General features: G+C 46.2%; 22 protein-coding genes. 10 read left to right on the forward strand and 12 right to left on the reverse strand.

Going from position 1 to position 23,838, the window contains the following annotated elements:
* The first annotated feature begins 79 nt into the window (after window positions 1-79).
* The 4 genes from LC20001_RS11945 to LC20001_RS11960 all read left to right on the forward strand — a co-directional run bounded on the left by LC20001_RS11945 (window position 80) and on the right by LC20001_RS11960 (window position 3,253).
* A complete protein-coding gene (locus LC20001_RS11945; protein WP_010012095.1) occupies window positions 80-1,045 on the forward strand; it encodes a Gfo/Idh/MocA family protein in 966 nt (321 codons plus the stop codon).
* A gap of 66 nt (window positions 1,046-1,111) precedes the next feature.
* Complete coding sequence (locus LC20001_RS11950) at window positions 1,112-1,594, forward strand: Dps family protein (protein ID WP_002822190.1); 483 nt, start codon at window positions 1,112-1,114, stop codon at window positions 1,592-1,594.
* A 94-nt stretch (window positions 1,595-1,688) separates the two neighbouring features.
* On the forward strand, window positions 1,689-2,363 hold the full coding sequence (locus tag LC20001_RS11955; RefSeq protein WP_010012236.1) for a helix-turn-helix domain-containing protein: 675 nt from the start codon (window positions 1,689-1,691) through the stop codon (window positions 2,361-2,363).
* Window positions 2,360-3,253 (forward strand): IS3 family transposase, encoded by an 894-nt coding sequence (locus LC20001_RS11960; RefSeq protein ID WP_099267164.1) that lies wholly within the window; start codon window positions 2,360-2,362, stop codon window positions 3,251-3,253. The genes LC20001_RS11955 and LC20001_RS11960 overlap by 4 nt, the downstream gene beginning before the upstream one ends.
* Before the next feature lie 70 nt (window positions 3,254-3,323).
* On the opposite strand, the gene LC20001_RS11965 is transcribed toward LC20001_RS11960, so the two are convergent.
* Together LC20001_RS11965 and LC20001_RS11970 are read right to left on the reverse strand one after the other, a co-directional pair.
* Window positions 3,324-3,854: a helix-turn-helix domain-containing protein gene (locus LC20001_RS11965; protein WP_010012100.1), complete on the reverse strand. Its 531-nt coding sequence runs from the start codon at window positions 3,852-3,854 to the stop codon at window positions 3,324-3,326.
* A 108-nt stretch (window positions 3,855-3,962) separates the two neighbouring features.
* Complete coding sequence (locus tag LC20001_RS11970; RefSeq protein ID WP_010012102.1) at window positions 3,963-4,430, reverse strand: YbaK/EbsC family protein; 468 nt, start codon at window positions 4,428-4,430, stop codon at window positions 3,963-3,965.
* 147 nt (window positions 4,431-4,577) lie between these two features.
* Between LC20001_RS11970 and deoC the strand changes: the two genes are divergently transcribed.
* Window positions 4,578-5,258, forward strand: coding sequence for a deoxyribose-phosphate aldolase (gene deoC, locus LC20001_RS11975; protein ID WP_010012104.1), 681 nt, complete (start codon window positions 4,578-4,580; stop codon window positions 5,256-5,258).
* A gap of 48 nt (window positions 5,259-5,306) precedes the next feature.
* Here the strand turns inward: deoC and LC20001_RS11980 are convergent, their stop codons facing one another.
* The 5 genes from LC20001_RS11980 to LC20001_RS12000 form a co-directional block, all read right to left on the reverse strand.
* Complete coding sequence (locus LC20001_RS11980) at window positions 5,307-6,035, reverse strand: GntR family transcriptional regulator (protein WP_010012105.1); 729 nt, start codon at window positions 6,033-6,035, stop codon at window positions 5,307-5,309.
* A 51-nt stretch (window positions 6,036-6,086) separates the two neighbouring features.
* Window positions 6,087-7,523, reverse strand: coding sequence for an aryl-sulfate sulfotransferase (locus tag LC20001_RS11985; protein WP_010012106.1), 1,437 nt, complete (start codon window positions 7,521-7,523; stop codon window positions 6,087-6,089).
* Between the two features lie 51 nt (window positions 7,524-7,574).
* Entirely contained in the window at window positions 7,575-7,772 is a 198-nt protein-coding gene (locus LC20001_RS14630; RefSeq protein WP_035456874.1) for a hypothetical protein, read from the reverse strand.
* A 99-nt stretch (window positions 7,773-7,871) separates the two neighbouring features.
* Window positions 7,872-8,834, reverse strand: a complete 963-nt coding sequence (locus tag LC20001_RS11995) for a 2-hydroxyacid dehydrogenase family protein (RefSeq protein ID WP_056943327.1) — start codon at window positions 8,832-8,834, stop codon at window positions 7,872-7,874.
* An 81-nt stretch (window positions 8,835-8,915) separates the two neighbouring features.
* Complete coding sequence (locus LC20001_RS12000) at window positions 8,916-9,947, reverse strand: D-alanine--D-alanine ligase family protein (RefSeq protein WP_010012112.1); 1,032 nt, start codon at window positions 9,945-9,947, stop codon at window positions 8,916-8,918.
* Window positions 9,948-10,445: 498 nt separating this feature from the next.
* Between LC20001_RS12000 and LC20001_RS12005 the strand changes: the two genes are divergently transcribed.
* Both LC20001_RS12005 and LC20001_RS12010 read left to right on the forward strand, forming a co-directional pair.
* Window positions 10,446-11,567, forward strand: a complete 1,122-nt coding sequence (locus LC20001_RS12005; protein ID WP_225358745.1) for a CynX/NimT family MFS transporter — start codon at window positions 10,446-10,448, stop codon at window positions 11,565-11,567.
* A gap of 14 nt (window positions 11,568-11,581) precedes the next feature.
* Window positions 11,582-12,067, forward strand: a complete 486-nt coding sequence (locus LC20001_RS12010; RefSeq protein WP_010012115.1) for a nucleoside deaminase — start codon at window positions 11,582-11,584, stop codon at window positions 12,065-12,067.
* A gap of 36 nt (window positions 12,068-12,103) precedes the next feature.
* On the opposite strand, the gene LC20001_RS12015 is transcribed toward LC20001_RS12010, so the two are convergent.
* Complete coding sequence (locus LC20001_RS12015; RefSeq protein ID WP_010012116.1) at window positions 12,104-12,298, reverse strand: hypothetical protein; 195 nt, start codon at window positions 12,296-12,298, stop codon at window positions 12,104-12,106.
* Window positions 12,299-12,740: 442 nt separating this feature from the next.
* Between LC20001_RS12015 and LC20001_RS12020 the strand changes: the two genes are divergently transcribed.
* Both LC20001_RS12020 and LC20001_RS12025 read left to right on the forward strand, forming a co-directional pair.
* Complete coding sequence (locus tag LC20001_RS12020; RefSeq protein ID WP_169925064.1) at window positions 12,741-13,769, forward strand: IS30 family transposase; 1,029 nt, start codon at window positions 12,741-12,743, stop codon at window positions 13,767-13,769.
* A 59-nt stretch (window positions 13,770-13,828) separates the two neighbouring features.
* Entirely contained in the window at window positions 13,829-14,344 is a 516-nt protein-coding gene (locus LC20001_RS12025; protein WP_235804466.1) for an NAD(P)H-dependent flavin oxidoreductase, read from the forward strand.
* 194 nt (window positions 14,345-14,538) lie between these two features.
* Here the strand turns inward: LC20001_RS12025 and LC20001_RS12030 are convergent, their stop codons facing one another.
* Window positions 14,539-17,955 (reverse strand): DEAD/DEAH box helicase, encoded by a 3,417-nt coding sequence (locus LC20001_RS12030; RefSeq protein WP_010012118.1) that lies wholly within the window; start codon window positions 17,953-17,955, stop codon window positions 14,539-14,541.
* 138 nt (window positions 17,956-18,093) lie between these two features.
* Between LC20001_RS12030 and LC20001_RS12035 the strand changes: the two genes are divergently transcribed.
* On the forward strand, window positions 18,094-18,834 hold the full coding sequence (locus tag LC20001_RS12035; RefSeq protein ID WP_010012120.1) for an SDR family oxidoreductase: 741 nt from the start codon (window positions 18,094-18,096) through the stop codon (window positions 18,832-18,834).
* A gap of 74 nt (window positions 18,835-18,908) precedes the next feature.
* Here LC20001_RS12035 and LC20001_RS12040 read toward each other — a convergent pair whose 3' ends face one another.
* From LC20001_RS12040 to LC20001_RS12050, 3 genes are read right to left on the reverse strand one after another with little or no spacing between them, the layout of a single operon-like run.
* Window positions 18,909-19,718, reverse strand: a complete 810-nt coding sequence (locus tag LC20001_RS12040) for a DUF2399 domain-containing protein (RefSeq protein ID WP_003680290.1) — start codon at window positions 19,716-19,718, stop codon at window positions 18,909-18,911.
* A complete protein-coding gene (locus LC20001_RS14300; RefSeq protein ID WP_010012121.1) occupies window positions 19,711-22,821 on the reverse strand; it encodes an SbcC/MukB-like Walker B domain-containing protein in 3,111 nt (1,036 codons plus the stop codon). The genes LC20001_RS12040 and LC20001_RS14300 overlap by 8 nt, the downstream gene beginning before the upstream one ends.
* 2 nt (window positions 22,822-22,823) lie before the next feature.
* On the reverse strand, window positions 22,824-23,831 hold the full coding sequence (locus LC20001_RS12050) for a hypothetical protein (protein ID WP_010012123.1): 1,008 nt from the start codon (window positions 23,829-23,831) through the stop codon (window positions 22,824-22,826).
* Window positions 23,832-23,838: the final 7 nt, after the last annotated feature.

Below are 23,838 nucleotides of genomic sequence, written 5' to 3' on the forward strand. Positions count from 1 at the left end.
GTGTTTTTTGTTTATCTCACTGTACAAGCGCTTTCTAAACTGCTACGTTAGAATTAAATCATTATTCGAGGTGATCTAAGTGCAACTAATTGACTATGGCATCATGGGCGCCGCACAAATCGCGCCTCGTTTTATCGCGGGCTTACGTGAAGCTGGAGCTGCACAAGTTTTAGCAATCGGCACGCGCAATCTATCTCGTGCGCAAAAATTTGCCCACGCCAATCAAATTCCGCGGGCGTATGGCAGTTATGCCGAATTAGTCGCTGATCCTGATTTGGATGTGATCTACATTCCCCTTTATAATGGCGGTCATTATGCTGGTGCCAAATTAGCCATTAGCCACGGTAAAAGTGTATTACTGGAAAAGCCGTTCACGCTGACCCTTGATCAAGCCCAAAATTTATTTGCTCTAGCTCAACAGCATCAAGTAACCTTAATGGCCGCTCAAAAGGCAGTTTTTCTGCCACTGACCCAGAAAATCAAGCAACTGTTGCAGCAAGGTGCGATCGGTGAAGTTAGTTGGATCGATGCCCAAAGTTATCATCCCGGTGGCACTAAAATTGCTTGGTTCCAAGATATTGCCGCCGGTGGTGGTGCTTTTCATGGTAGCGCCGCCTACCCGCTAGACTATATTCAATACTTATTAGCGCAACGCTTTACTAGTTATCACGGCCTCTGTCAGCGGCAGGCACCCGCAGCTGATCAACAAAGTGATGTGATCCTGCAGACCGAAAAGAATATTTTAGTCCACCTATTCATCACCGCCAAAACACCACTACCTAGCAGAATGATCATCTATGGCAGTCATGGTAAAATCGTGATTCCTAACTATTGGAAGGCTAGCAGCGCCACTTTATATGATAATACTGGCCACGCCACTTCGTTACAGGTCACTCAAAATAGCGAATTTGTTTTTGAGATTCAGCACTTTAATCAACTCTGGTCCCAACATCAACTGACTAGCCCAGTTATGGCGCCGACACTCACCTGCCACACCGTAGCAATTATCGAAGATTTATACCGCCAATGGACCACAAGTATTTGATTTGAAAAACGCTTTCACAAATGTTATAGTATTAGTGTGACCAATAATTATGAAGAGGGGTTCATTATGACAACTTACAATTATGACTTTCCAAAATCAAAAGCACAACTCAATCAACTGATTGCCGATATCAGCCAATTAAAGGTCAACGTTCAACAAACACACTGGTATATGCGCGGTGAAAACTTCTTCCGTCTCCATCCGCTGATGGACGAATATGGCGATCAACTAAGCGAACAGCTCGATCAAATTGCAGAACGCTTGATTGCTTTAAACGGCAGCCCACTGGCAACAACTCACGAATTCATTGAAAATACTGGCCTACCAGATGACAAAGTCGCTTTTGATCAATTAACGATGACTGAATTCATGCAACGGCTAGTTGATCAATTCAAGTACCTACGTGACCAATACCAAAAAGGAATCGAAGTTACTGACGAAGAAAAAGACTTCCCAACTCAAGATATGCTTAATGGCTTCAAGGATGAAACCGATAAAAATATTTGGATGATCAGTGCTTATCTAGGCAAAGCACCATTCGCTGACTAATATAAAAGACCATATGGCTATAAATGCGATAATCCCTTTATGGTTGTCAGATGAAATACAATAATTCATCTAACAACTATGGAGGGATTTTTGTATGCCCAGATCTAAACATACGGTACTCGAAAAATTAGCAATCTTAAAGGAACTTACCCAATCAAAAACTGGACTACGGCCGGTGGCCAATCGTCATGGCATTGATCACAAGACGCTAGAACGTTGGCGAGATCGATACTCCCGTGATGGAATTAATGGTCTAAAGGAGGCTAAGAAAAACAAACACTATTCGAAAGAACTCAAACTTAAAGTAGTCCACGCATATCTTATAGGTGAAGGCACCTTTGATGAACTTGCAAATAAGTTTGGACTTCGTGGATCGCAGCAAGTCGTAGACTGGGTGAACAAGTATAATGGGGATAAACCTTTGACGGCGTCGCCGTCCAGAAAGCAGGTTCCCACTATGAGTCGTAAAACAACCTTGGAAGAACGCATTGAAATTGTCGAGTATGTCACCAAGCTGAAGCATTCATACACAGAGGCCGCTGAACACTTCCAAGTCTCTTATCAACAAGCACGCTCATGGGTGATCAAGGCCGAACACGGCGGCTATGAGGCACTCGTGGACAACCGTGGCCATCACAAAGAACAAGCTGAACTGACTGAACTCGATAAAGCCAATCTTGAAATCAGGCAGCTCAAAGCACAGCTCGCAGACAAAGAGCTTGTGGAGGCATTCGCAAAAAAATTGCTGGAACTCCAGCGCAGGGGGTGAGTAAACAACATCGACTGTCTTACTTCGCAATTAATGAGGTCAGTCAAGGCGAGCGCGGTGCAGTATCTACGCTGTTGGCCGTTGTCGGTGTAAGCCGGCAGGCTTACTACAAAGGGTTAAATCGAGAAGAAACTGCTTGGGAAACCCGTAATCGTCAGCTCAAGGAACGGACACAATACTGGTTTGATTTTCATCATCAAGGTATCGGTGCTGGGAATCTTTTAGTGAATCTTCAACATGATGAACTAATTGACTTCCCCGTTACTTTCAAGATGGTACGTCGTGTGATGCGGGAGCTTGGCTTGACATGTCAAATTCGGGTCAAGAAGCACAGTCGACATAAGGAGAACGAACAGCACATTCAAGACAATGTGCTCAATCAGAACTTCGACGTCGACAGTCCTAATCAGGTCTGGTTATCCGATTCGACGGAACTGACTTACGGCGTAAATAATAAGTATAAGGTGCGCTTGAGTGGCGTCCTTGATCTCTACGGCCGACGTTTGTTGTCCTACAATTTGAGCGCTACTGAAACATCAGCAGCAGAAATCGAGGTTTTCCAACGAGCCTTTGAGGCTTCTGGTGACGTCCACCCATTGGTTCACACTGATCGAGGATCAGCCTACACCTCTGGTGCCTTCAACAACTTTCTTGGTCGTTACAACGTCACACGTAGCATGTCTCGACCAGGAACACCATACGACAATGCACCAATGGAGCGCTGGTGGAACGAATTCAAGTTACGGTGGATGGCTCGCCATCCACTAGCAAAGACTTGCGAAGAGCTTGTGAGACTGGTTGAGGAAGGAATCGAATATTTCAATCACCACAATCGCTCAGCACAAAGAAACGGCCTCACCCCAGATGAATACTGGAGTGAAGCCGCTTAGAAACAGATTCAACTTTATATTATTTCATTTGTCAACTTGACAGGGCCTAGTGCACAATATGGTCTTTTTCTTATGCTGAAAAAATAGCAACCAATAACACGACAATAACTCCTATAAATACTAAGATGTTCAAAACCAACCCCAACGGATTACGCGGATTAATTGCCCAACCCCAGCCAAAACTTTTTGGGATAAAAAGGACTTTACTGGGAAAAGCGGGCAATAAATAGTAACGTAAACTAGCAACCAACATTAATAGTATCGTATCTACTGCCATAATGATTTCTACGATCCGCTGACCAGCATCGAAAAAAATAATGGGAACAAATAAACCAAGTGATAAAATTACCAGCGCATAGTCAGTCCGCTTCAGCCAAATTTGTTTCCGTTGATTAGTTGGTAACGTTCGCTGAATCAATTCTTCTAAAGGCAACGAGTAAACTTGGCTCAATGCCTGCAAATCATGCCAATTCGGTGTACTCGAACCACGCTCCCAATTAGAAATTGTCTGCCGTGACACATGTAATTGTTGTGCAACTGCCTGCTGTGTTAACTTTAATGCTTGACGTCGTTGCCGCAGTTGGTCATTTAAATCTGCCATTGCCCTCACCTCACCCTCATTATAAATAGTTGATGGTAAGAACACACGCAAAAATCCTTTGCACCACTAAAATAAGCACGCTCGAGTAAAAACTCGAGCGCGCTTATTTTAGGCCGTTTTAGCAATATCAATCCAGCCACGAGCGTGGGAATACCGCTCTAATTCCGGCAAAGTTAATTCGATGGCACTGTTAGTGCTACCAGCCGCTGGGAAAACAGTTTGAAAACGGCGCAAAGACTGATCTAAATAAATTGCCACATCATTTTTAACTGCAAACGGACAAACACCGCCGACTGGTTGGCCGATCAAAGGTTCAACTTGATCACATGGCAATAGATGGGCCTTAACTTGAAATTGAGCTTTAAACTTGGCGTTAGCGATGCGCGCATCACCGGCCATTACCACCAACACCGGCTTATCCGCCACAGCAAAAGTTAGCGACTTAGCGATCCGTTCTGGCTGTGTATGTAAGGCCGTAGCTGCCAGTGCGACAGTGGCGCTAGATTCCGGTAATTCAATGATTCGTTGATCTAATCCATACTGAGCAAAATAACGTTGCACATTTTCTAATGACATTTAAAATACCTCCTACTGCATTCCGTTTTTCTCATTATTTTCTAATAATATTAAAACTATCCATTAGTCCTGTCAATAACCAAATTTGACGCTTCAAAGAAAACGGTTTATTATAATATGTAATTACATATAGAAAGAAGCTTATTTATGACCCCACAACAACTTGACTACTATGCCCGGATGATTGATCACACTAATTTACACGCTGATGCTTCTGCAACCGATATGAAAAAGCTTTGCACTGAAGCGAAACAATACCATTTTAAAATGGTGGCGATCAATCAATCACAAACCCAACGTTGCGCAGAATATCTAGCCGGTACCGATATTGATGTTGGCGCGGCGATCAGCTTTCCATTAGGACAGACGACAATTGCTGCCAAAGTTTTCGAAACTGAAGATGCCATCAAAAACGGTGCCACCGAAATCGACTATGTGGTTAATTTAACTGAAGTTAAAAACGGTAATTATGCCTATATTAAGTCGGAAATGACGCAAATGGTTACCTGTTGCCATCAACATCAACTACCTTGCAAAGTGATTTTTGAAAATTGCTACCTTACCAAGGATGAAATTCGCCAATTGGCCTTAATCGCCAAAGAAGTGCAGCCTGACTTTATCAAAACATCAACTGGTTTTGGTACTGGCGGTGCAACAATTGCCGACGTGCAACTGATGAAGCAAACTGTCGGTGCTGCAGTTAAAGTAAAGGCTGCTGGTGGCATTCGTAGCGCCACCGACTTTTTAGCGATGATCGATGCTGGTGCAGAACGAATTGGTACTAGTGCTGGCGTGCAAATCATTGAAAGTTTGAAAAAGCAGGCCTAACAAAAAGGATCGTGTTCGTTTGCATTTAAGCGTGAACACGATCCTTTATTAGTTCATTTTTTGTTCGATTTCCAAGCGGAAATAATTTAAATCACCACGATATTTTGCAATTGAATATTCGATTGGGAGCGCCGCTGCGGTGTAGCCTTGTGTGTGAAAATAAAATAGTGGTGCTCCGATCTCAACATCCAATAAGTCGGCGCTGGTCTCATCAGCAACTAAAACTTCCAATTTACGCCGCACACGAACAACTGCTTGTTGGTGTGCGGCAAAAGTCGCGTATAACGAAGTCTGACTAAAATCTAATTCAGTGAAATTAGGAAAACGCGCTTGCGGAATATAAGTCGTCACTAGTACCACAGGTGTTTGATCCGCGTAGCGTAACCGCACTAATTTATACACAGGTGCGGCCACCGGCAAACCCAATTGTTGGGCTACTTCCACCGTTGCCGGCTCAGCTTTAAAAACTAATACTTTAGTGCGCGGTTTCATCCCAGTCGCATCGATCTCCTGATCATAACTACTGATCACATGGGTAAACGCCTGTCCAATTTTAGCGCGCTTAACCATAGTCCCCCGCCGTTTACGTTTCTCCAAAAAACCTTGATCAACTAAAGCTTGGACTGCTTGACGAATTGTCGGTCGACTAACTTGATAATATTGTGCCAACTCAACTTCCTTAGGGATCAACTGTTTTTTCGGATAAGTGCCGTTCTGAATTTTATGCCGTAGATCGATTTCGATCTGTTGATGTAGTGGCTGCTTTTTTGCTGTCATTGCGCTCACCTCAATTTAATTATGTTAGTACATAATTAAAAAGGCAAGCTTTTATTGGTTAACGTCAAATTGGTAGCTGCTGTCGTAGACTGGTAAACGATAGGCACGATAAACGTACGCTTTAGACGCCGGATTAGTTAATTTTACATTGAAGACTTGTTGCTGACCATCAACTTCAATAATGTTACTGGATTTCCCTTTATTCTGGAAACCAAAATCAATCAAATAGTTAGTATCATTCAGTTTTTGCGTATAACCAATGATCGCCGTAAAGTTAGCTTGCCCTAGTGACTTACCATACGCCCAAGTCTGATCGATCGTCATTTTCTTGGTATCAATATGGTATTGAACACCTTGTGAATATTTACCGGACGTCTTTGCATCACCATTAGTTACATCAATATTATTATCGTATAGCAAAATATTTTCACTACTAGGATTATTATTATCATCGCTTAAGAGGTTCAAACCGTGCTGCCCACCAGTAATCGTCGTTCCTTTTGTTGGTGTCAGCAATAAGCTACGATACTTTTGCGGCCACGTTGATGCCTTTTTACCAGAGTAGATCCACTTGATCTTATCTGTTTGCAGATCGATTTTCATAATCATATCTTGATTACGACCAGAAATCAGCAGGCTTTGATCGTTGTCATCGTAATAAACGGAGTTTTGATGGAACCAATCAACATCGCCATCACTAGCCGCTTTATATTTGGTATACATTGCGGTCGGTAAAAGCTTTTTCAGATCGATCACCTTAGTAATTTTACCAGTCTGCGCTGAGATCACGACCATCGTATCTTCAACATAGTCCGAGCCATCATTGACGGTGGCAACTAAGTCATGGTTCGGTAACTCAATGATATCGTGGTGCAGTACTGTAGTCTCCTTACCACCATCGTTATTACTAGTTTTCGCACGGAACGTATATTCCTTATATACACGACCTAAATAATCGGTTTCCAACAAATCATTATAGACCATTGCTGACTGGGTTTTCTTGCTCAATAGCAATAAGTGCCCATTATGGATCAGCTGCAGCATATGTTGCACGTACAAAGTTGAATACCAACGAATTGCACCGTCAGCGTCGATTGCAAATGATTGCTTCGTCGTTCGAATCATGAAGGTCAACTTATTATCACCAATCGCCATTTGTTGTTTGTTATTCTTTGTGACCTTGATCTTAGTTTGCTGTAAATACTTAGGTAACTCGGTGGTCGTCTTGATTGCCAATGTTTGCTCAGTCGTGGTGCCATCTTGATAAGTCACTTGCAGTTTTACCGTATTAGCACCAGAATATAATCCTACGATTGGGATCTGGTGTTGAGTACTATAATCGCTATTGACCTGATTGGTGATCGACGTATTGGCGGACTTACCAACCACCGTATACTTCACTTTGGCCACTTGATCCGTTTGAAAAATAACTAACGCTGTTAGTGGCGATGTTTGATATGGGTTCACTTTAACGTATGGTTTAGCCAACGTGTAGTCCGCATTTGCCAACGCTGTTTTATAGGTCTGGGTGGCACTTTTTTACTTATCCGCCCGCGTTGTCACCAACTTACTGCCAATATTTTCTTTGATCTGCTTTACCGACAATAATTTGGTAGTATTGGTTTTTGGCGTTGCCTTTTGCTGATTTTGCCCGCAACCGACCAGCCCAACTGTAACCAACAAAACCGCCGCAACACCTAATAATCGCCTAAATTGCTGCTTACTTCTCATTACCATGAAACGATCCTTATCCTAAGATTAATTCCATGATAATTATATTAAATAATTATGAACATTTTTTGAATTTTAGGTAAGTTACTGAAAAAAGAGAAACATTTAGCCGTTGACGATAAATTTAGCGGCTTGTCCCTGCTCAACTAACACAACGTTATTGGCAACGATCGTTCCCATAGCCGCCCGGGCTTCAACCGTCGCATTCCCAATATGCGGCGTCAAAATAACGTTAGTCAATTTTTCCAAACCTGCAGTTACTGCGGGTTCATGTTCATAAACATCTAACGCCGCACCACCGATCTCTTTTTGCTGCAACGCAGTCAATAACGCTGCTTCGTCAACGATCGGACCACGCCCCACATTGATCAAATAAGCGGTTGCCTTCATCTGCTGAAAAATGGCGGCGTCAAATTGATGATGGTTCTCCTTGGTCTGCGGTGCGTTGATACTAATAAAGTCACTATTAGCAACTAAATCAGCAAAGGATGCATAAGTCACCCCGAGACTGCGTTCTTCCGGATCAGACAAGCGATGGGGCTGCCAATATTGCACATTGACGGCTAATGCCCGCGCTTTACGTGCTACTTCCCGACCAATATTGCCAAAGCCAACAATTCCCAACGTTTTCCCAGCGATCTCGTGACCTAAGAAATACAGGGGCGCCCAACCAGGAAAGCCGGTAGTACGCATTTGCTGATCGCCTTCAACCATGCGATGACTGAGTGCCAACATTAACCCGATCGTCACTTCGGCCACTGAATTAGTCGAAACCGCCGGCGTATTCGTTACCTGAATTCCCTTAGTTTTCGCGTAAGCAGCGTCAATATTATTAAAACCGGCACCAAAATTAGCGATCAATTTTAAGTGCGGCGCCGCATCGATCACTTCAGCGTCAACCTGAGTCGATAATGGCGTGATCAAATAATCAACATCGCTGACCTGCCGTAGCAGTTCTGCATGAGAAATTAATCCAGTTCCAGTATAAGTTTGCACCGTAAAATGATGATCAGTCAAAATTTGCGTTGTTGCAGTTGGCAACTTAGCGGATAGAAAAACTTTGCTCATCAAAAAAGCCCCCTTATTTTTAGTAACTACATCCGTAGTATACCACTTCAAAAATAACTAACGGACCATGACCGTAGCTTTTTACGCGTCAAGCTGGCCGGCAATAATCTGCTCACATAGATCCGCATAACTGATACCAACCGCGGCCGCCTCTTGCGGTAATAATGAATGCGGCGTCATCCCCGGCAGCGAGTTACCTTCGATCACATAGATCGTCTGACCATCCCAAAGAAAGTCGATTCGCCCATAATTGGTCAAACCTAACACTTGCATCGTTGCCAAGGCCATCTGCTGCATTTCTTGGTGGACCGTAGCCGGAATGTGCGGCGGCGTTTGGTAAGTGGCGCCATTATCCTGATATTTATGTTCATAATCATACCAGCCATCGGCCACCGTGATCTCGATCGCCGGTAAGGCTTGCCCATTGAGAACACCCACCGAAAATTCGCGACCAGCAATATATTCCTCAACCACCACCTCATTATCGAAGTGCCCCGCTTCAGTTAAAGCCGCTATCAACGCAGGCCGATCCGGCACGATTTCCATGCCAATACTAGAACCACCATGAGTCGGTTTAACCACCATTGGAAAATCAAATGCCAGTTGTGGCACTGATTCACCGGCTTTGATCGTCTGATAGCGGGCCGTATTAATCTGGTTATGTTGCAATAACTGTTTGGCTAAATGTTTATTCATTGTGATCCCCGATGCTGAGAAACCGCTACCAGTATAGGGAATACCAAATAGATCCAAGGTTGCTTGGACCTTGCCATTTTCGCCATCCTCACCGTGTAAGCCGAGAAAAACAATGTCTGCGGCACCGCAAATTTTTAGTACATTCGGCCCGAATAAGCCTTTACTATCTGTGGTGCGTAAAGCATCGATCGCGTCATTCGTCAAAACTTCCTCGCTGATCGCATAATCGGTACTCGGTGCTGGGCGTTGAAACACCGCCGCAATCGTCTCAACGTCACTTAAATCGTCACCTAAAAACAAGTCGATCAACACTGCAGCATGGCCTTTTTCCCGTAATGCATTGGTGATTTTGGCGCCCGATGAAAGCGACACGTTGCGTTCGGGGCTACGTCCGCCAGCAAGTACAACAATCTTCATAAAATAAAGTCTCCTCTACGCCACCCTAAGGGGCAAATTTTTAGACCAAAATTTTTGTGGTTTCGGCCAATGACCATTCGGTTGGTCGCGACCCTACTTGGCAAAAATATGGCTCCCACATAAGAAATAATTGTTTTTAGCACCAGCGGCTAAAAACAGTTGCTATTGATTCAACTCGGTTAAAACAACCAAGTTGAATCACAGCGCCGTTTTGTCTGAACCTAAAGTTTAGCATGAAACGCGGCTGAATTAAAGATGGAAGCGCTATATTTTTAATGAACAAAAATTTTTAGTTTAAATTTTGAATGCGCCAAGGATTATTCCTAACACTATTTTCATGCCCAATAATATAGCATAAATATCTTAGTAAGCGTTTACTTATCTGGGCGAATCAGTTATATTAGGCTTGATATCCCTGTCTCAGGGTTGCAATTCCAGAAAGTGAGCGTGCAACTTATGCAAAAACGTTACCGGTAGCTGTTACTAGGCATTATTTTATTGGGAACCTGCCTGCGAATGCCATTAACGGCGATTCCGCCGATTCTTGATAATATTCAACAAAGTTTTCAACTGCCGGCTAGCCTGTTAGGTAGCTTGACCACGATTCCCTTGCTTTGTTTCGCGGCGTTATCGCCGTTTATTCCCCGTTTGGCCAGTTACTTAGGCAATGAGGTCACTATTTTAAGCGCATTGCTTTTACTGACTGTAGGTAACTTCACCCGCGTACTTAGCGCCAAATGGCTTTTAGCCGGTACGTTATTGCTCGGCATCGCGATCGCTTTTACTAACGTGTTGGTACCCGCGATCATCACCGACCATTTTCCTGATCGAGTTGGACCACTCACCAGTCTATATACGTTTTCAATGACCTTATTCAGCGCAATTGGTGCTGGCGCCAGTGCACCGCTGGCCGCAGCTTTTGGCTGGCAAGGCATTTTACAAAGTTTAGCAATACTGACATTCATCATCACACTGGCCTGGTTACCGAATCTACGCTTAAACCACCACCTACAACCGCCAACTCTAACTGCCGGTAAAACTTCGATCTGGCGTACGCCTGGTGCTTGGTGGATGACGCTGACCATGGGAATTCAGTCTCTATTGTTTTACACGATCCTAACTTGGCTGCCTAAGATCATGCTCAGTCGCGGCGTTGCCCAAACCACCGCTGGTTTAATGCTGGGCCTATTTCAAGTTGCGGCGCTACCGGCGGCTTATTTAGTTCCCCGTTACACCACTAGAGTTGCCCACCAACGACACTTACTCTGGTTGATCGGCTTATTATTTGTTTGTGGTTTAGGCGGTCTATTGATCCCCAGTCACGCGCTTTGGTATCTCGGTTTGATCTGTATCTTACTCGGTGTCGCCAGTACCAGTATGTTTGGCCTGTGTATGACGTTATTTAGCCTTAAAACAACTTCGGCAGCGGAAACGGCGGCCATTTCCGGAATGGCCCAAGCATTAGGTTACCTGTTAGCCGCAGTCGGGCCGGTATCGTTCGGCCTAATTTACGGCTGGTTACATTCGTGGACATTATTGCTATTAGCGCTGATCGGCTTAGCCATTGCAATGATTGCCGCCGCGCTGATCGTTGAACGTAAGGCCACTATTTTTGATTAAGGGGATAATTAGCAATGATCACTCAGGAAACTGATTTAAAATTACTACGCCGCTGCATTGAATTATCCGTAACGGCCCGTACCAGTGGCAATACACCGTTTGCAGCGCTACTGACTGATTCAACCGGACATATTCTATTGGAACAAGAAAACGTTGAAATAACGGAACAGCGCTGCACCGGGCACGCAGAATGTACCTTAGCGGCACGTGCCTCGCATGACTACAGTAAGGAATTTTTATGGAATTGCAGCCTTTACACCACCGCCGAACCCTGCGTCATGTGCGCCGGTGCTATTTATTGGGCCAATATTGGCCGTGTTGTTTACGCCATGGCCGAACGCCGCCTACTTCAACTAACGGGTAATAACGAACAGAATCCAACTTTTGACCTTCCTAGTCGCGAAATTTACCGCCACGGTCAAAAGAAGATCAGCGTGGCCGGCCCTTTCCCCGAATTAGAAGTTGCCGCCGCAGCGGTTCACCACAACTATTGGAATTAAAAACGAACCAGCTCAATGCTGATTCGTTTTGCGGCCTTATTGCCCGCGATTTACTTTTTGACAATCAACGTTGAAAATTGCTTCGGTGGTTAGCCGCTCCAAGTCCTGTGGCTGGTGTAAGCAGACCCGGTAATAGCGACTAGGGCTTTCCAAGACGATCACTTCAACTTCCTTAAATTCGTTTAAGCTAGCCAAGTAATTCTTCAACCCAACGTAACTAAAACTTCGCACTTATGGTACCTCCTATCATAGTACTAAGGAACAATTACTGATTTGCAGGCAAAGGCTGTGCACCCTTTGATTACAATATGATCGTCGTTGTTTATTGAAAGACGTAAGTGAAACCAAATTGATCACTCACCGCAACAGCCAATAAAACCTAATTACCATACGCAAGTCACAGGCTAGTTTGCTAACTAGTGTGTTGGATATCATAACTAGCTACCCCGATCATAGTAGGTAATGTGAATGTCCTCACATATAGATGATACGCGAGTTTTAGTCGAGTGTACAATTTATTAGATAAATTGGCCCTCACTGTTGCATATTCTTCGCGCGTTTTATAATCAAGTTAGCCAATTAGATCCAGCTAATTGAAAAAATAAAAAACACCAAGACAAATCTCTGTTATCATTGATGTTCCAACACAAAAATGAAAGAGGTTATTGTCTTGATGCAAGAACAGAATACCACAGTCCGAGAAAAAGGTCACCACCTAACTTCATTTGAGCGCGGCAGAATCGCCACGCTACACAGCCAAGGATACTCTAACCGCGCAATTGCTAGAGTTATCGGCGTTTGTCATCAAACAATCAGTAATGAACTACGCCGTGGTGAGATCGACCAAGTTAAAAAAGTGAACGGTCAACGGCAATATCACCGCGAATACTCGCCAGAAGCGGCACAGGCCAAATACGAAGCTAACCGAATGTCCTGTCATCGACCTTTGAAACTCGCTGGTGTCGCTGACTTTATCAACTACTTTACGGCCCATTTGCACCAAGACGGTTGGTCGCCTGATGCCGCGGTGGGCCGTGCTAAACTTGAAGGCTTATATCAACCTGAGGAGATGGTTTCGACCAAGACGTTATACCACTATATCGATGCGCAACTACTTGAAGTCCGTAATCTTGATCTGCTCGAAAAAAACCGGCGCCGCACCAAACACCACCATTCACCCAAGCATAAGCGTCTGGCCGGACGAAGTATCGAAGAGCGACCTAAAAGTATTGATCAGCGCCAAGAGTTCGGTCACTTTGAGTTGGATACCGTAGTCGGTAAACGTAACGGCCAAGAAAGTGTCATTCTAACGCTGATCGAGCGCCAATCTCGCTGTCAGATCCTGCGTTTGATTGATGGCCGTGACGCCGATTCAGTCAACTACGAACTGGCTAAGATCTGCCAAGAATACGGGCACATCATGAAGTCCGTTACCGCTGACAACGGGGCAGAATTCGCAGCGGCGGGGACGGTGCTTGACGGGGTTGCCGACCTTTATTATGCCCACCCTTACCGCTCTTCAGAACGAGGCACAAATGAGGCGCATAATCGAATGATCCGTCGTGATGTGCCTAAGGGCCTGTCCATGGATACTTTAGGCCCTAGTGATATCCAAGCAGTGGAAGCCAAGCTAAACAACTTACCACGCCGGCAGTCAGGTTACCAAACCCCAAAAGAGCTTTTCTCCGCTGCCGCTGGCTAAAGATTGAATCTTTAAAATATGAATATCAATGAAAATACTGTCTTGCCGGGATTTATTGCGTGGCTAATTTGTTCTTGCAATTTGGGGAAAAAACAATTGGCTCATTTTCATTAATTCCTATGATTGCCGATGCTATTGATATGCCGCTTGCTTTGGCTGGTGGTGTTGCAGATAGCCGTGGGGTACGTGCGGCGCTTGCTTTGGGTGCAGATGGGGTATATGTTGGTACTCGCTTGATCCCAACCTTCGAAAATCCGGCGCACCCTAAGGTCAAGCAATTGATCGTTGATAGTACAGCTGAAGACTTGAAAATTTTCCGCACTGCACCAGCCTACTACCGTTCTTTACCAACCAAAATCCGTGAACAAATGGTCGCTAATGATAATAATCTCAGCAAGCAAGAGGCTTGGGCAACTAACGCTGCATTGATGCAAGGCGGATCTGGTATGCGCCTTGGGATGCTTGAAGGTGATTTTGATGCCGGTTTCGTTTCAGTCGGCACAGGAATTTCAATGATCCACAAAATTCAATCTGTTGCTGAAGTCGTCGCTGAATTGATGGCTGATTTCAAATAAGCCTAATACACCAGGGATTACAAAACCACCCAGTATGCGTTATTGGGTGGTTTTGTAATCAACACTAAAATTTACGGTGCACACTTGCCAGATAATTAACTAGGCTTGATCAAAATATATGTGGCTATTACCGCTATCAAATATAAAATACTACCGTGACTTAACAGTAATACGTTCTTCAATAGTTACACAAATTACTCGATGCCTAAAATCAACCGCACTTCTTCAGCCGTCAGTGAGCCTTTATTTTCGGTACCACTCAAGACTTGATCGACGAAATTGCGTTTCTCTTCCTGTAGTTTATAAATCTGTTCTTCAATCGTGCCTTTAGTGATCAAGCGATAGACTTCTACCGTTTTCGTTTGGCCGATGCGGTGTGCCCGAGCCGTGGCTTGATCTTCTACCGCCGGATTCCACCACAGATCGACTAAAATAACCGTATCTGCGCCGGTTAGATTCAAGCCCGTGCCGCCAGCTTTTAATGAGATCAAAAAGACGCTCTTTTTGCCGGCATTAAAAGCATCGACCATCGCTAAGCGGTCCTTCGGCTTAGTATTCCCCTGTAACATAAAGCTGTCAAGGCCTTGCTGCTTCAATGCAGCCGCAATAATATTGAGCATGCCGGTAAATTGAGAAAAGATCAGCACTCGATGTTGGTTTTCTTGGGCTTGTTGCAAGATTTCTAGCAATTGCGTTAATTTACCGGATTCGCCCGGGTAGTCATCGACAAATAAAGCCGGCGTATCACAAATTTGGCGCAAGCGAGTCAAGCCAGCTAAGATTGCCACGCTGTTTTTGACCAGCGTTTCCTTGGACATGCCGCGCACTTTGACTTGCATTTGCTTTAATTGCGCGAGGTAGACTTTTTTCTGTTCCTTGGACATTTCATTATATAAATTGGATTCAACCTTAGCTGGTAGATCCTTCAAAACGGCGGCTTTTTCCCGGCGCAAAATAAACGGCTTGACCCGTACCGCGATCTCGTCGGGCATTAACTTGTTAAACGCCTTTTTACTCGGTAATAAACCTGGCAGCACCAAGGCAAACAATGCCCACAATTCTTCCGCACGATTTTCGATCGGCGTCCCCGATAATGCAAAGGTGTTTTGCGGCTTTAATTTGCGTAAATTCTGGTTGGTTTGGGTACTGCTGTTTTTGACGTACTGCGCTTCATCCAAAACTAAGTATTTCAATCGTCGTTTTAGATAGGCGGTAATATCTAACCGCGCGCTGTTATAGCTAGTGATCAAAACGTCAGCGTCACCTTGTGCGATCAAGGCTTGCCGCTGGGCTTTAGTGCCGTCAACCACCGCGACTTTGATGGTCGGCGCGAACTTAGTAAATTCAGCCTGCCAGTTGTAGATCAACGATGCCGGCGCGACGATCAGATCAAAGCGGTCAGCCGCCAAATGATTATTCAAAAAAGTGATCATTTGCAGCGTTTTACCCAAACCCATTTCATCAGCTAAAATTCCGCCAAAATTATAGGAATTCAGCATTTCCAGCCATTTGACCCCGACTTTTTGATAAGGCCGTAATTGCGCTGCCACCGGATTTGTGGCATGCGTTACCACGGGAAAAGCTTCTGGGTGGGCTAAATTTTGCAATAATTGCTGAAATTTCTGATCAAATTGCGCCGTATCGCCTAATGCCGCTTGGACGGCCAATGCCTGCGCTGCCGGGATCTCTACCTTACCGTTTTTAATTTTGCCTTGCGCCCGTACTTTGGCTAACGCGGCGGAAACTTTTTTCAGCTGGTCATCGACGATCACGATCGACCCATCACCGCGGTCAATATAGGGCCGACTGACGTCTAATTGCGCTAAAACTTGATCAACCTCATCCTCTGCGATTCCGGAAATCGAAAAGTTGACCGCTAACAACCCATCTTCTTCAGTGACGTCGATCTGCGGGACGATCTCACTCGCATCATGGAGTAAATCGGTTAGCGCCGGCGTCATGGTCACGACGCCATTTTGTTGCATGTTCGGTAATTCTGCGACAAAGAAGTGATACAATGCCGCAGCATCCGCAAAGTCTTTACGCCAATAACGCCCAACCTTGCGCAGGCCAAGGCTTTGTAAATAATCAAAAGCTTGTTCTTCCATCGGCAAATTACGGGTCACATCAGCAGCCCCGATATCATCGCTAGCGATCAGCTGACCATTATAATCGTACGCCAGTGATAACACTAGCGTTTGTTCCTGCCGATCAAGATCGAAGTGCGGCACCATTTTGCCGACAGCTAGCGCTACTGGAAAGTCGATCACACCGATTTGTTGAAATAATTCGATGAAACGACTTAATTCAGCTTCACTGCCGGCAGAAAAGCGCAATGACTTAGTATTGGACCGTCTTTGCAATATTTCATTATAGTTGTTGATGATTGGTGCAATCACATTAAACTGCGCTCTTGTCACCTGATACATAACGTTACCGCGGACAAAAATCAAATTAGCATTAATAAATTGGTCAAAATCAGAAGTCACCGCTAAGCGATAACCCCTCTGATCAGTGGTGATCGTTGCTTTAAACAATCCCGCTTCTGGCTGTAGATCCACTAATATCGCATTATCATATAATGTCTGCTGTTCAATAGGCTCAAACTTAAATTCTGGTACCGCTGCTAAAATTGCTAATGTCCGTGGAAAATCATATACAGGTAGGGCAAAAAATTTATCACCGCCGCCACCATAGTAACGTTCAACCGATTCACCAGTACTGTTGGCCATCAGAAAATCAAGTAGCACACGCTCAGCCGGTGCAAATGCCGTCGCAGTCATAACAAATTCATGTTTACTATTAGTCAGATAAGTCGCGCCATTTTTATAGGCTTGTAGTAAACGTTCAATATTGTTGACCACATAAAAACGGCCTTTATCTGCAGTGGCGATTCGTAATTTCACACACAAACGCGTAATACTTTCATAGCCCCACTGATCAGTCATTGGTATTGCCACTAGCGTTACCTCTAAGCGTAAGGTATGTTCTTCACTATCTGTAGCTTCCAACGGGGTAAAAAATTGCTGCGCCGGTAAACTAAGTTGCTCTAAAAAATATTGACCACTAGTTTTCTCTGGTCTTGGTTTAGGCTTAGCGACCAAATTATTAGCATATTGCGTGCGTAACTTATTTAATGAAGTCGGCGCCAAATCAGTTTCATCAAAAAGTTTACCCCATGAATCAGGATCAGCGCGCATTTGATCATACAGTTGCTTATCGGTGTAGACAAGCCGCCCGATTTCGGGAAATTCGTCTAATAAAGCTTCAAATTGCGCCGAGATATCTAAGTAGTCAGCCCCCATTTCAGCCGCAAAATTTTGATCATCAGTGGCCCGATGAAATAAATTTTCCAGCGGCCGCCCCTGTGATTTCAGCAATTTAATTACCGCTGCAATATGTTTGCAATAACCATGATCGGGAAAATATGGGCATTCGCAATAATCACGACTTGAATCCTTGGCATTGACACTAACGCCATACGCCTGCGTCCCAAACACAGTCGCTTCAACTTCTTGGGCCACATTATCGATATATTCAATTTCAACTGCGCCGTCTAAGGCGATCTGCTTACCGCGGTTCCAAATTTTTGCCGGCATTGTGCGCGTCATATTATCGCTCCAAATCTCGTTTAATTTCGTTAACCCTATTTTACACTAACTAACAGTGGCGTAAATGTATTTTTTAGTTGACAGCCAGCCTGATCGCGTCTTTAATAAATTTAGATCAGTTGCAAGGAGGAATTCATTATGTCGATTGAAAATAAAGTGGTTATCATTACCGGTGCATCTAGTGGTATCGGTGCCGCCACCGCCAAAGTTTTAGCGAAAAAAGGTGCCAAAGTGGTCCTCGGCGCCCGCCGCGCGGAGCGTCTAAATGAATTAGTCGCAACGATCACCGCTACCGGTGGCCAAGCCATCGCCCAGGTCACTGATGTTACAGATCAAAAACAAGTTCAAGCTTTGGCTGACTTGGCGGTGGCTAAGTTTGGCCGCTTAGACGTGCTGTTTAATAATGCCGGCTTGATGCCGCTATCCGAACTGCATTTGCTGAAAGTCGCGGAATGGGAACGAATGATCGACGTCAATATTAAGGGCGTGCTATACGGCATTGCTACGGCGCTACCGATCATGCACCAACAAGGCGGTGGGCAGATCATTGCCACTGATTCGGTTGCTGGTCACTTCGTACATCCCAATACCGCTGTTTACGCCGGCACCAAGTTTGCCGTGCGCACGATCATGGAAGGTTTACGCCAAGAAGAAGGCAAAAATCACATTCGCGCCATGATCGTTTCACCAGGTGCTGTTGAAACTGAACTATATTCAACCATCACCGATCCAGCGGTACGCGAAAACACTTATCATAACGAACGTTCCTATGGATTAAAAGGCATCGACGTTGCAAATGCAGTCGCCTACGCGATCGACCAACCAGAAAACGTTAGTATCAACGAAATTCTATTGCGGCCGACTGAACAACCGCTATAATTTAAAAGCCGCCAGTCAGTTAAATTATTACACTGACTAGCGGCTTTTGTGTTTACTGCGACTGGCATTACTCATCATTTGGTGGCCAACCATTGCGGGATCAGCCGCTCGTATTCAGCTAGCAACTGTTCCTGTTCCACAAACTTACCGAACACTTGCAGTGAATCCATTTCCGTTTGATAAAGTGGTGTCGTCACTTGTAATTGCCGTGTGCGTTGCGGATCTTTTTTGCCGTATAAGGCCAGCCAACTAGCGACATCCACCGGTTGCTGCAAGGCCGCCACCACTTCGATCGGCGTTTGCTGTAATAATTGATAAAAGTGATCCGCCATTTGAATGCCGCGGCTATCCAAATCGCCGCTGTAGGCAAACTGAACCCCACGCTGTTCTAGGCGTTGGATCAAGCTGACGTAGGTCGGATTAAAATCATTGCCGCCTTGGGCGATCAGCGGCCAGTCGGGATGGCGCTGCAACAATAGCACGAACACACCATTATTTTCGATCACCACCGCCCGCTGATTGACCAACGGATGATCCTGCATCGCCGCCGCTTGCCAAGGATTGAGCGTCAGCGGCTGCGGTAATTCGGTTTTAAATAAATTAGCGCTGGTAAAGGCCATTCCGATCAGGCGCGCCGATAATTCATTTAGCGGTGCCCCGGCAAAATAATGGCGCAATACCCAGTGATAGTAAGCAAATAAAGGTGGATCAGCTTGCGGATCATTTAGCGTGTGGGCGGTTAGGCCAAGCGCCACCGCTTGTTGCGCGCGCGGCGGTAACTTTTGACCGCTGGCGATGGCGGCAAATAGCGGCGTTAACTGTGCAGCATTGGCCGGGGCTGGGTGCCCGGTAGCTTGGGCATAAGCTTGTTGATAATCAGTCATCAGTAGCACCCTCATGCCAGCTCAGCACCGGCAAGACTTGATTTTGATAGAAGCGGCCGTCATCTTGCTGCGGTGGCGCGATCACTTCGTAAGCCACGTTGGCAACACCGTCGGCCAACAGCTTATTCTGCGCGCCACTAGGCATGGTGGCAATAAAATCAAAGCCAAAATTAGCGATCGTTTTGGCGAATGATTTAGCGGTTTCTGGATCCAATTTATCGGCAAATTCATCGAACATGACCAGATACGGCACATCCGGTAAGCCACTGCGTTCCAGCAGCATTTTTGGTACTAGTAGTAGCGGCAGCACCATGGCTTGCGCTTTTTCGGCGCCGGAACCACCAGAGCGGACAAACTTATCATCGACTTCTTCAAAGTCATCGACCCCACTTTGGCGGCGTTTGATCAGCACGTGAAATTCTGACCAGCGCCGGGTATCAAGAAATTCTTGGGCCGCCTGCATGAACGCCGCATCATCATCAGCGATTTCCGCTTTATTGGCTAGCATCTGCAGGCGGTCGCGAACTTCTTTTTCCAATGCCGGTCGCTGGGTGGCAAAGGCATCACAAGCTTCGGTGATCACCGCCGCACTGACTTCAGTCGGGCGCAATTCAATTTTTAATTTGATCCCTTGATCACTGGTCAAGCCAGCAGCCAAAATCCGATTGTAGTCGGCGATCACTTGATACTGATCCGCGATGCGTTCGACCGCCGCCGCCAAATAAGTATCCTGCGCCAATTGATTGCCGGTCTTTAATTCCGCAACTGCCTTAGTCACGCTAGCCAATTCTTCAGCTAGCAAAGTTTCGACGTGGGGCAAATCAAAAGCTAACGTAGTCATGTCATGGGCGACCACGCTACCTTGGCGCATGGCACTGGCGATTTGCTCATAGCCACGCTCGGCCAGTAACGTATCCAGCGCGTTGCGATCCAGCCCATTTTGATCACTGCGGTGGACTTGGCGGCGAATCCGTTCGGCAACTTCATTATAGGCGCCGTTCCGCACTTCACTACCGTGGGCGCGGACAAACGTATTGACTTCATCAACGGTGGTCAACGTGACTGCCGCTGGTAAATAAGGCACTAGCACCGTCAGCATGGTTTCGATCTGCGTGGTCAAAGCCGCCAATTGCGCGGCTTTACTGGCGACCATTTTTTCCGCCGCAGTTTGTTGGCCTTGTTCCTGACCTTTGGCGGTTTCTAAATCTAGCTTTTGTGCACCTAAGTCAGCCACTGCTTGCTTAGTTTCCGCTAATTTAGCCGGCAATTCTGGATCGACCACTAATTGTGCGTGCTGTTGTTGCCAAACCTCGATTTGCTCACGAATTGCGGCTGGGTCAAAATCAACTTCCATCCCCGAGCGGATCAAATCAATATTTTCCTGCAAATTAGCCTGTGCTTGCTGGGTTGCAGCCTGTTGTTGAGTCAAGCTTTGCAATTGAGTTACGATTGCGGCCAGTTGCTTTTGCTGCTGGGCCAAGTCGGCTAATAAGTCACTTTGCGCCAAGCTGACTTTCAGATCCGGATGCGCGGTCAGCAATGCCGCTTGTTCAGTTTTTAATTGCTGAAATTGACTATTCATTTGCGCGGCGCCGGCTTCATGAATTGATTGGTTATCTTGTTGTAAGCCTTCACGCAAGCGATTGCCACCAAAAGGCCCCTGCACCCGGTGATCAATACTGTCCGCCATTTGGTTTTGCATGGTGCCGACGATCGCCACGTCAGTCGAAATAGTTTCGGCTTGTTGCTGCAAATTACGGTACTGCGTCAATTGCCGCCGCAAAGCGCGGACATAATGGGCCATTTGCTGCACCATGGTAGCCAAACTGGTTTCCGCTAGTACCTGGCTTAATTCGTGTAACTCTGCGCTGTGGGCATTCAGCTTGATCTGTAGCGGTGCCAGCGCAGTTTGGCGTACGTTTTTTTCTTGTTCAATAAGCTGGGTCAATTTAGTTTGGCTGACGGCGAGATCTTGTTGCCGCTGGCTTAATTGGGCTTGCGCCTGCTCATATTGAGCTAAGCGATTTTGCGCACCCTTGATCTGATCAGCCAAACTTTGCCGCTGCTGGACGATCACTTGCTGTTGCGCCTGCTTTTGAGTCAACTGCTGTAATTCAGTTTGGAAATCAGTTAGCCGAATCACTAGAAATTCCAGCTGCTGGCTGTACTTAGCCACTTGAGCTTCGGCGCGGGCGGCGTTTTCTTTTTGCTGCTCGAACTCCACATGATTAGCAGCGTAAACACTTAATTTAGTTTCATTTAAATGATTTAGATCAGCCCAAAAGATGGCGCTTTTGATTTTCTGCAACCGGCGCTGTCCGTTGGCGATCCGCTGTAACAAGCCGTTTTTGCGATTGACTTCACGTTGGACGCCGGCTGCAGCTTGGATCACTTCCCGGTCAATACTGGCTTGCGCTTCGCGTAAGGCGGCCTTGATCGGCGAAAATTTAGCGTTGCCGCCAGTCAGAATCGGCGATGCCAACAGCCGATAAACATTAGCTAACTGGCTTAATTCCTTTTCGCTACTAAAGCCATAAACGTGGGTCGCAACGAATTCGCGGTAGGCATCCGCTTTTTTGAAGACGGACAATTGCTGGCCTAAAGCTTGATTGGCGGCCACAAATGCAGCTTCAGTCAAGCTGGCACCCTGCGCATCAGTGGTGATCACCGTCAGCGGCGCCTTGGCTTCACTAATGGCCACAAACCACCACGTCGTCCCGCCGACACCTTGCGTCCGTTGCGCGCCGATCCCGAGAATCACCTGCCGTTGCGGACTGCGTAACTGCAAATAACTGTAGCCAGTCCGCACCTTCATCGCGCCCGGGCCCCAACCCAGCAGCATACTTTCAAACGTCCGCGTGTCCTGCTGACTATTGCGTACCCGCGTCGATTGGGCAACTTTTTCCGTATCGCGGGCAGCGTTAAATGATGGCGTGGCGATCGAGCCATCGATCAGCATCGGAAAAAAGCAATTCGCCAACGTCGTTTTACCCGCGGCATTTTCACCGACTAAGGTGAGATTACCTAATTTCGACGTGGTTAAATCTAAGCGCACATATTTATTAAAATTACGTAAATGGTAGCTAACTGGTGTTAATTGCATGCTCATTTTTCCTCCGTTGTGGCTTGGACACTGAAACGCTGGGCGATAGCGGTCGGCAAAACGTTCTGCCCTGCTTGAAGCGCTAAGCCATTGTCAAATAAAGCCGCGCGCACCTGCCCCACGGCCACTTTTTGCGGTGACCCAAATAGTTGCGCAACGACTTGATGAATGCGCTGATTCAGTTGATCTTCCGGTAGCCCCGCACCCAGTGAGCGCGCCACCGCTAAAGCCACCGTGTACGGTCGGGCTGTGATTTGCTGACGCTGGCGATCCAACAATAACGCATAATCGGCGCCGACTTCCAGTTCAAACCGTTGTAACTGGGCCCACTGCGCAGCGATCACTTGCCGCTTCGCCACCAATATCGGCCATAAAGTCGGCGTGGTTTGCGGGCTTAAAAATGGCTGTAACAACAGCGCTTGATTGACCTGCTGCAATTCAGTCAACGCTGGCTTTTTGACTTGGGCTTGCAAGTAATCAACTAGATTACGGGCGAAGCTGGCAAAATCAGGACTGACACTCCAATATTCGTCAATGATCGCTTCCTGATCGCTGGCCGCTTGCTCCAAGCGTTCGGGCGTCAATAGTTTAAACCGTTCAACGAACAATTGCCGAATCAAACGCAAAATTAATTTCTCATCTAGACTAACCACTTCACTGCGCACTTGGCGTACGATCGTCTGCGTCGCGACCACCCGCTCGTCGGCATTGGCTTGCAAACTGGGTTCGTTAAGCACTGTTTTCAAGGTCGCCAATAAAACGTGCACCTCATCCGCGCTTAATTGGCCGGGACCTGCCAGCCACAACAGATTTTCTTGATAATTATAGGGTGCCACGCCCAGCAGTTCCTTTAAATAACTGGTCACCCGCCGCTGGACCAGCGGCCGCTGAAAAGCCGTCACCGCGGTAGCCACATTTTGCGGCATTTCCGCTGTGATCGTACTGGTAAATAGGCCGCGATCAAGCAATTGGTCGATGATCAGGCGCTCATTTGCATGTAGTTCAACCATTGCGCCA

It is taken from the genome of Loigolactobacillus coryniformis subsp. coryniformis KCTC 3167 = DSM 20001 (genome assembly GCF_002706425.1).
Taxonomy (GTDB): Bacteria; Bacillota; Bacilli; order Lactobacillales; family Lactobacillaceae; genus Loigolactobacillus; species Loigolactobacillus coryniformis.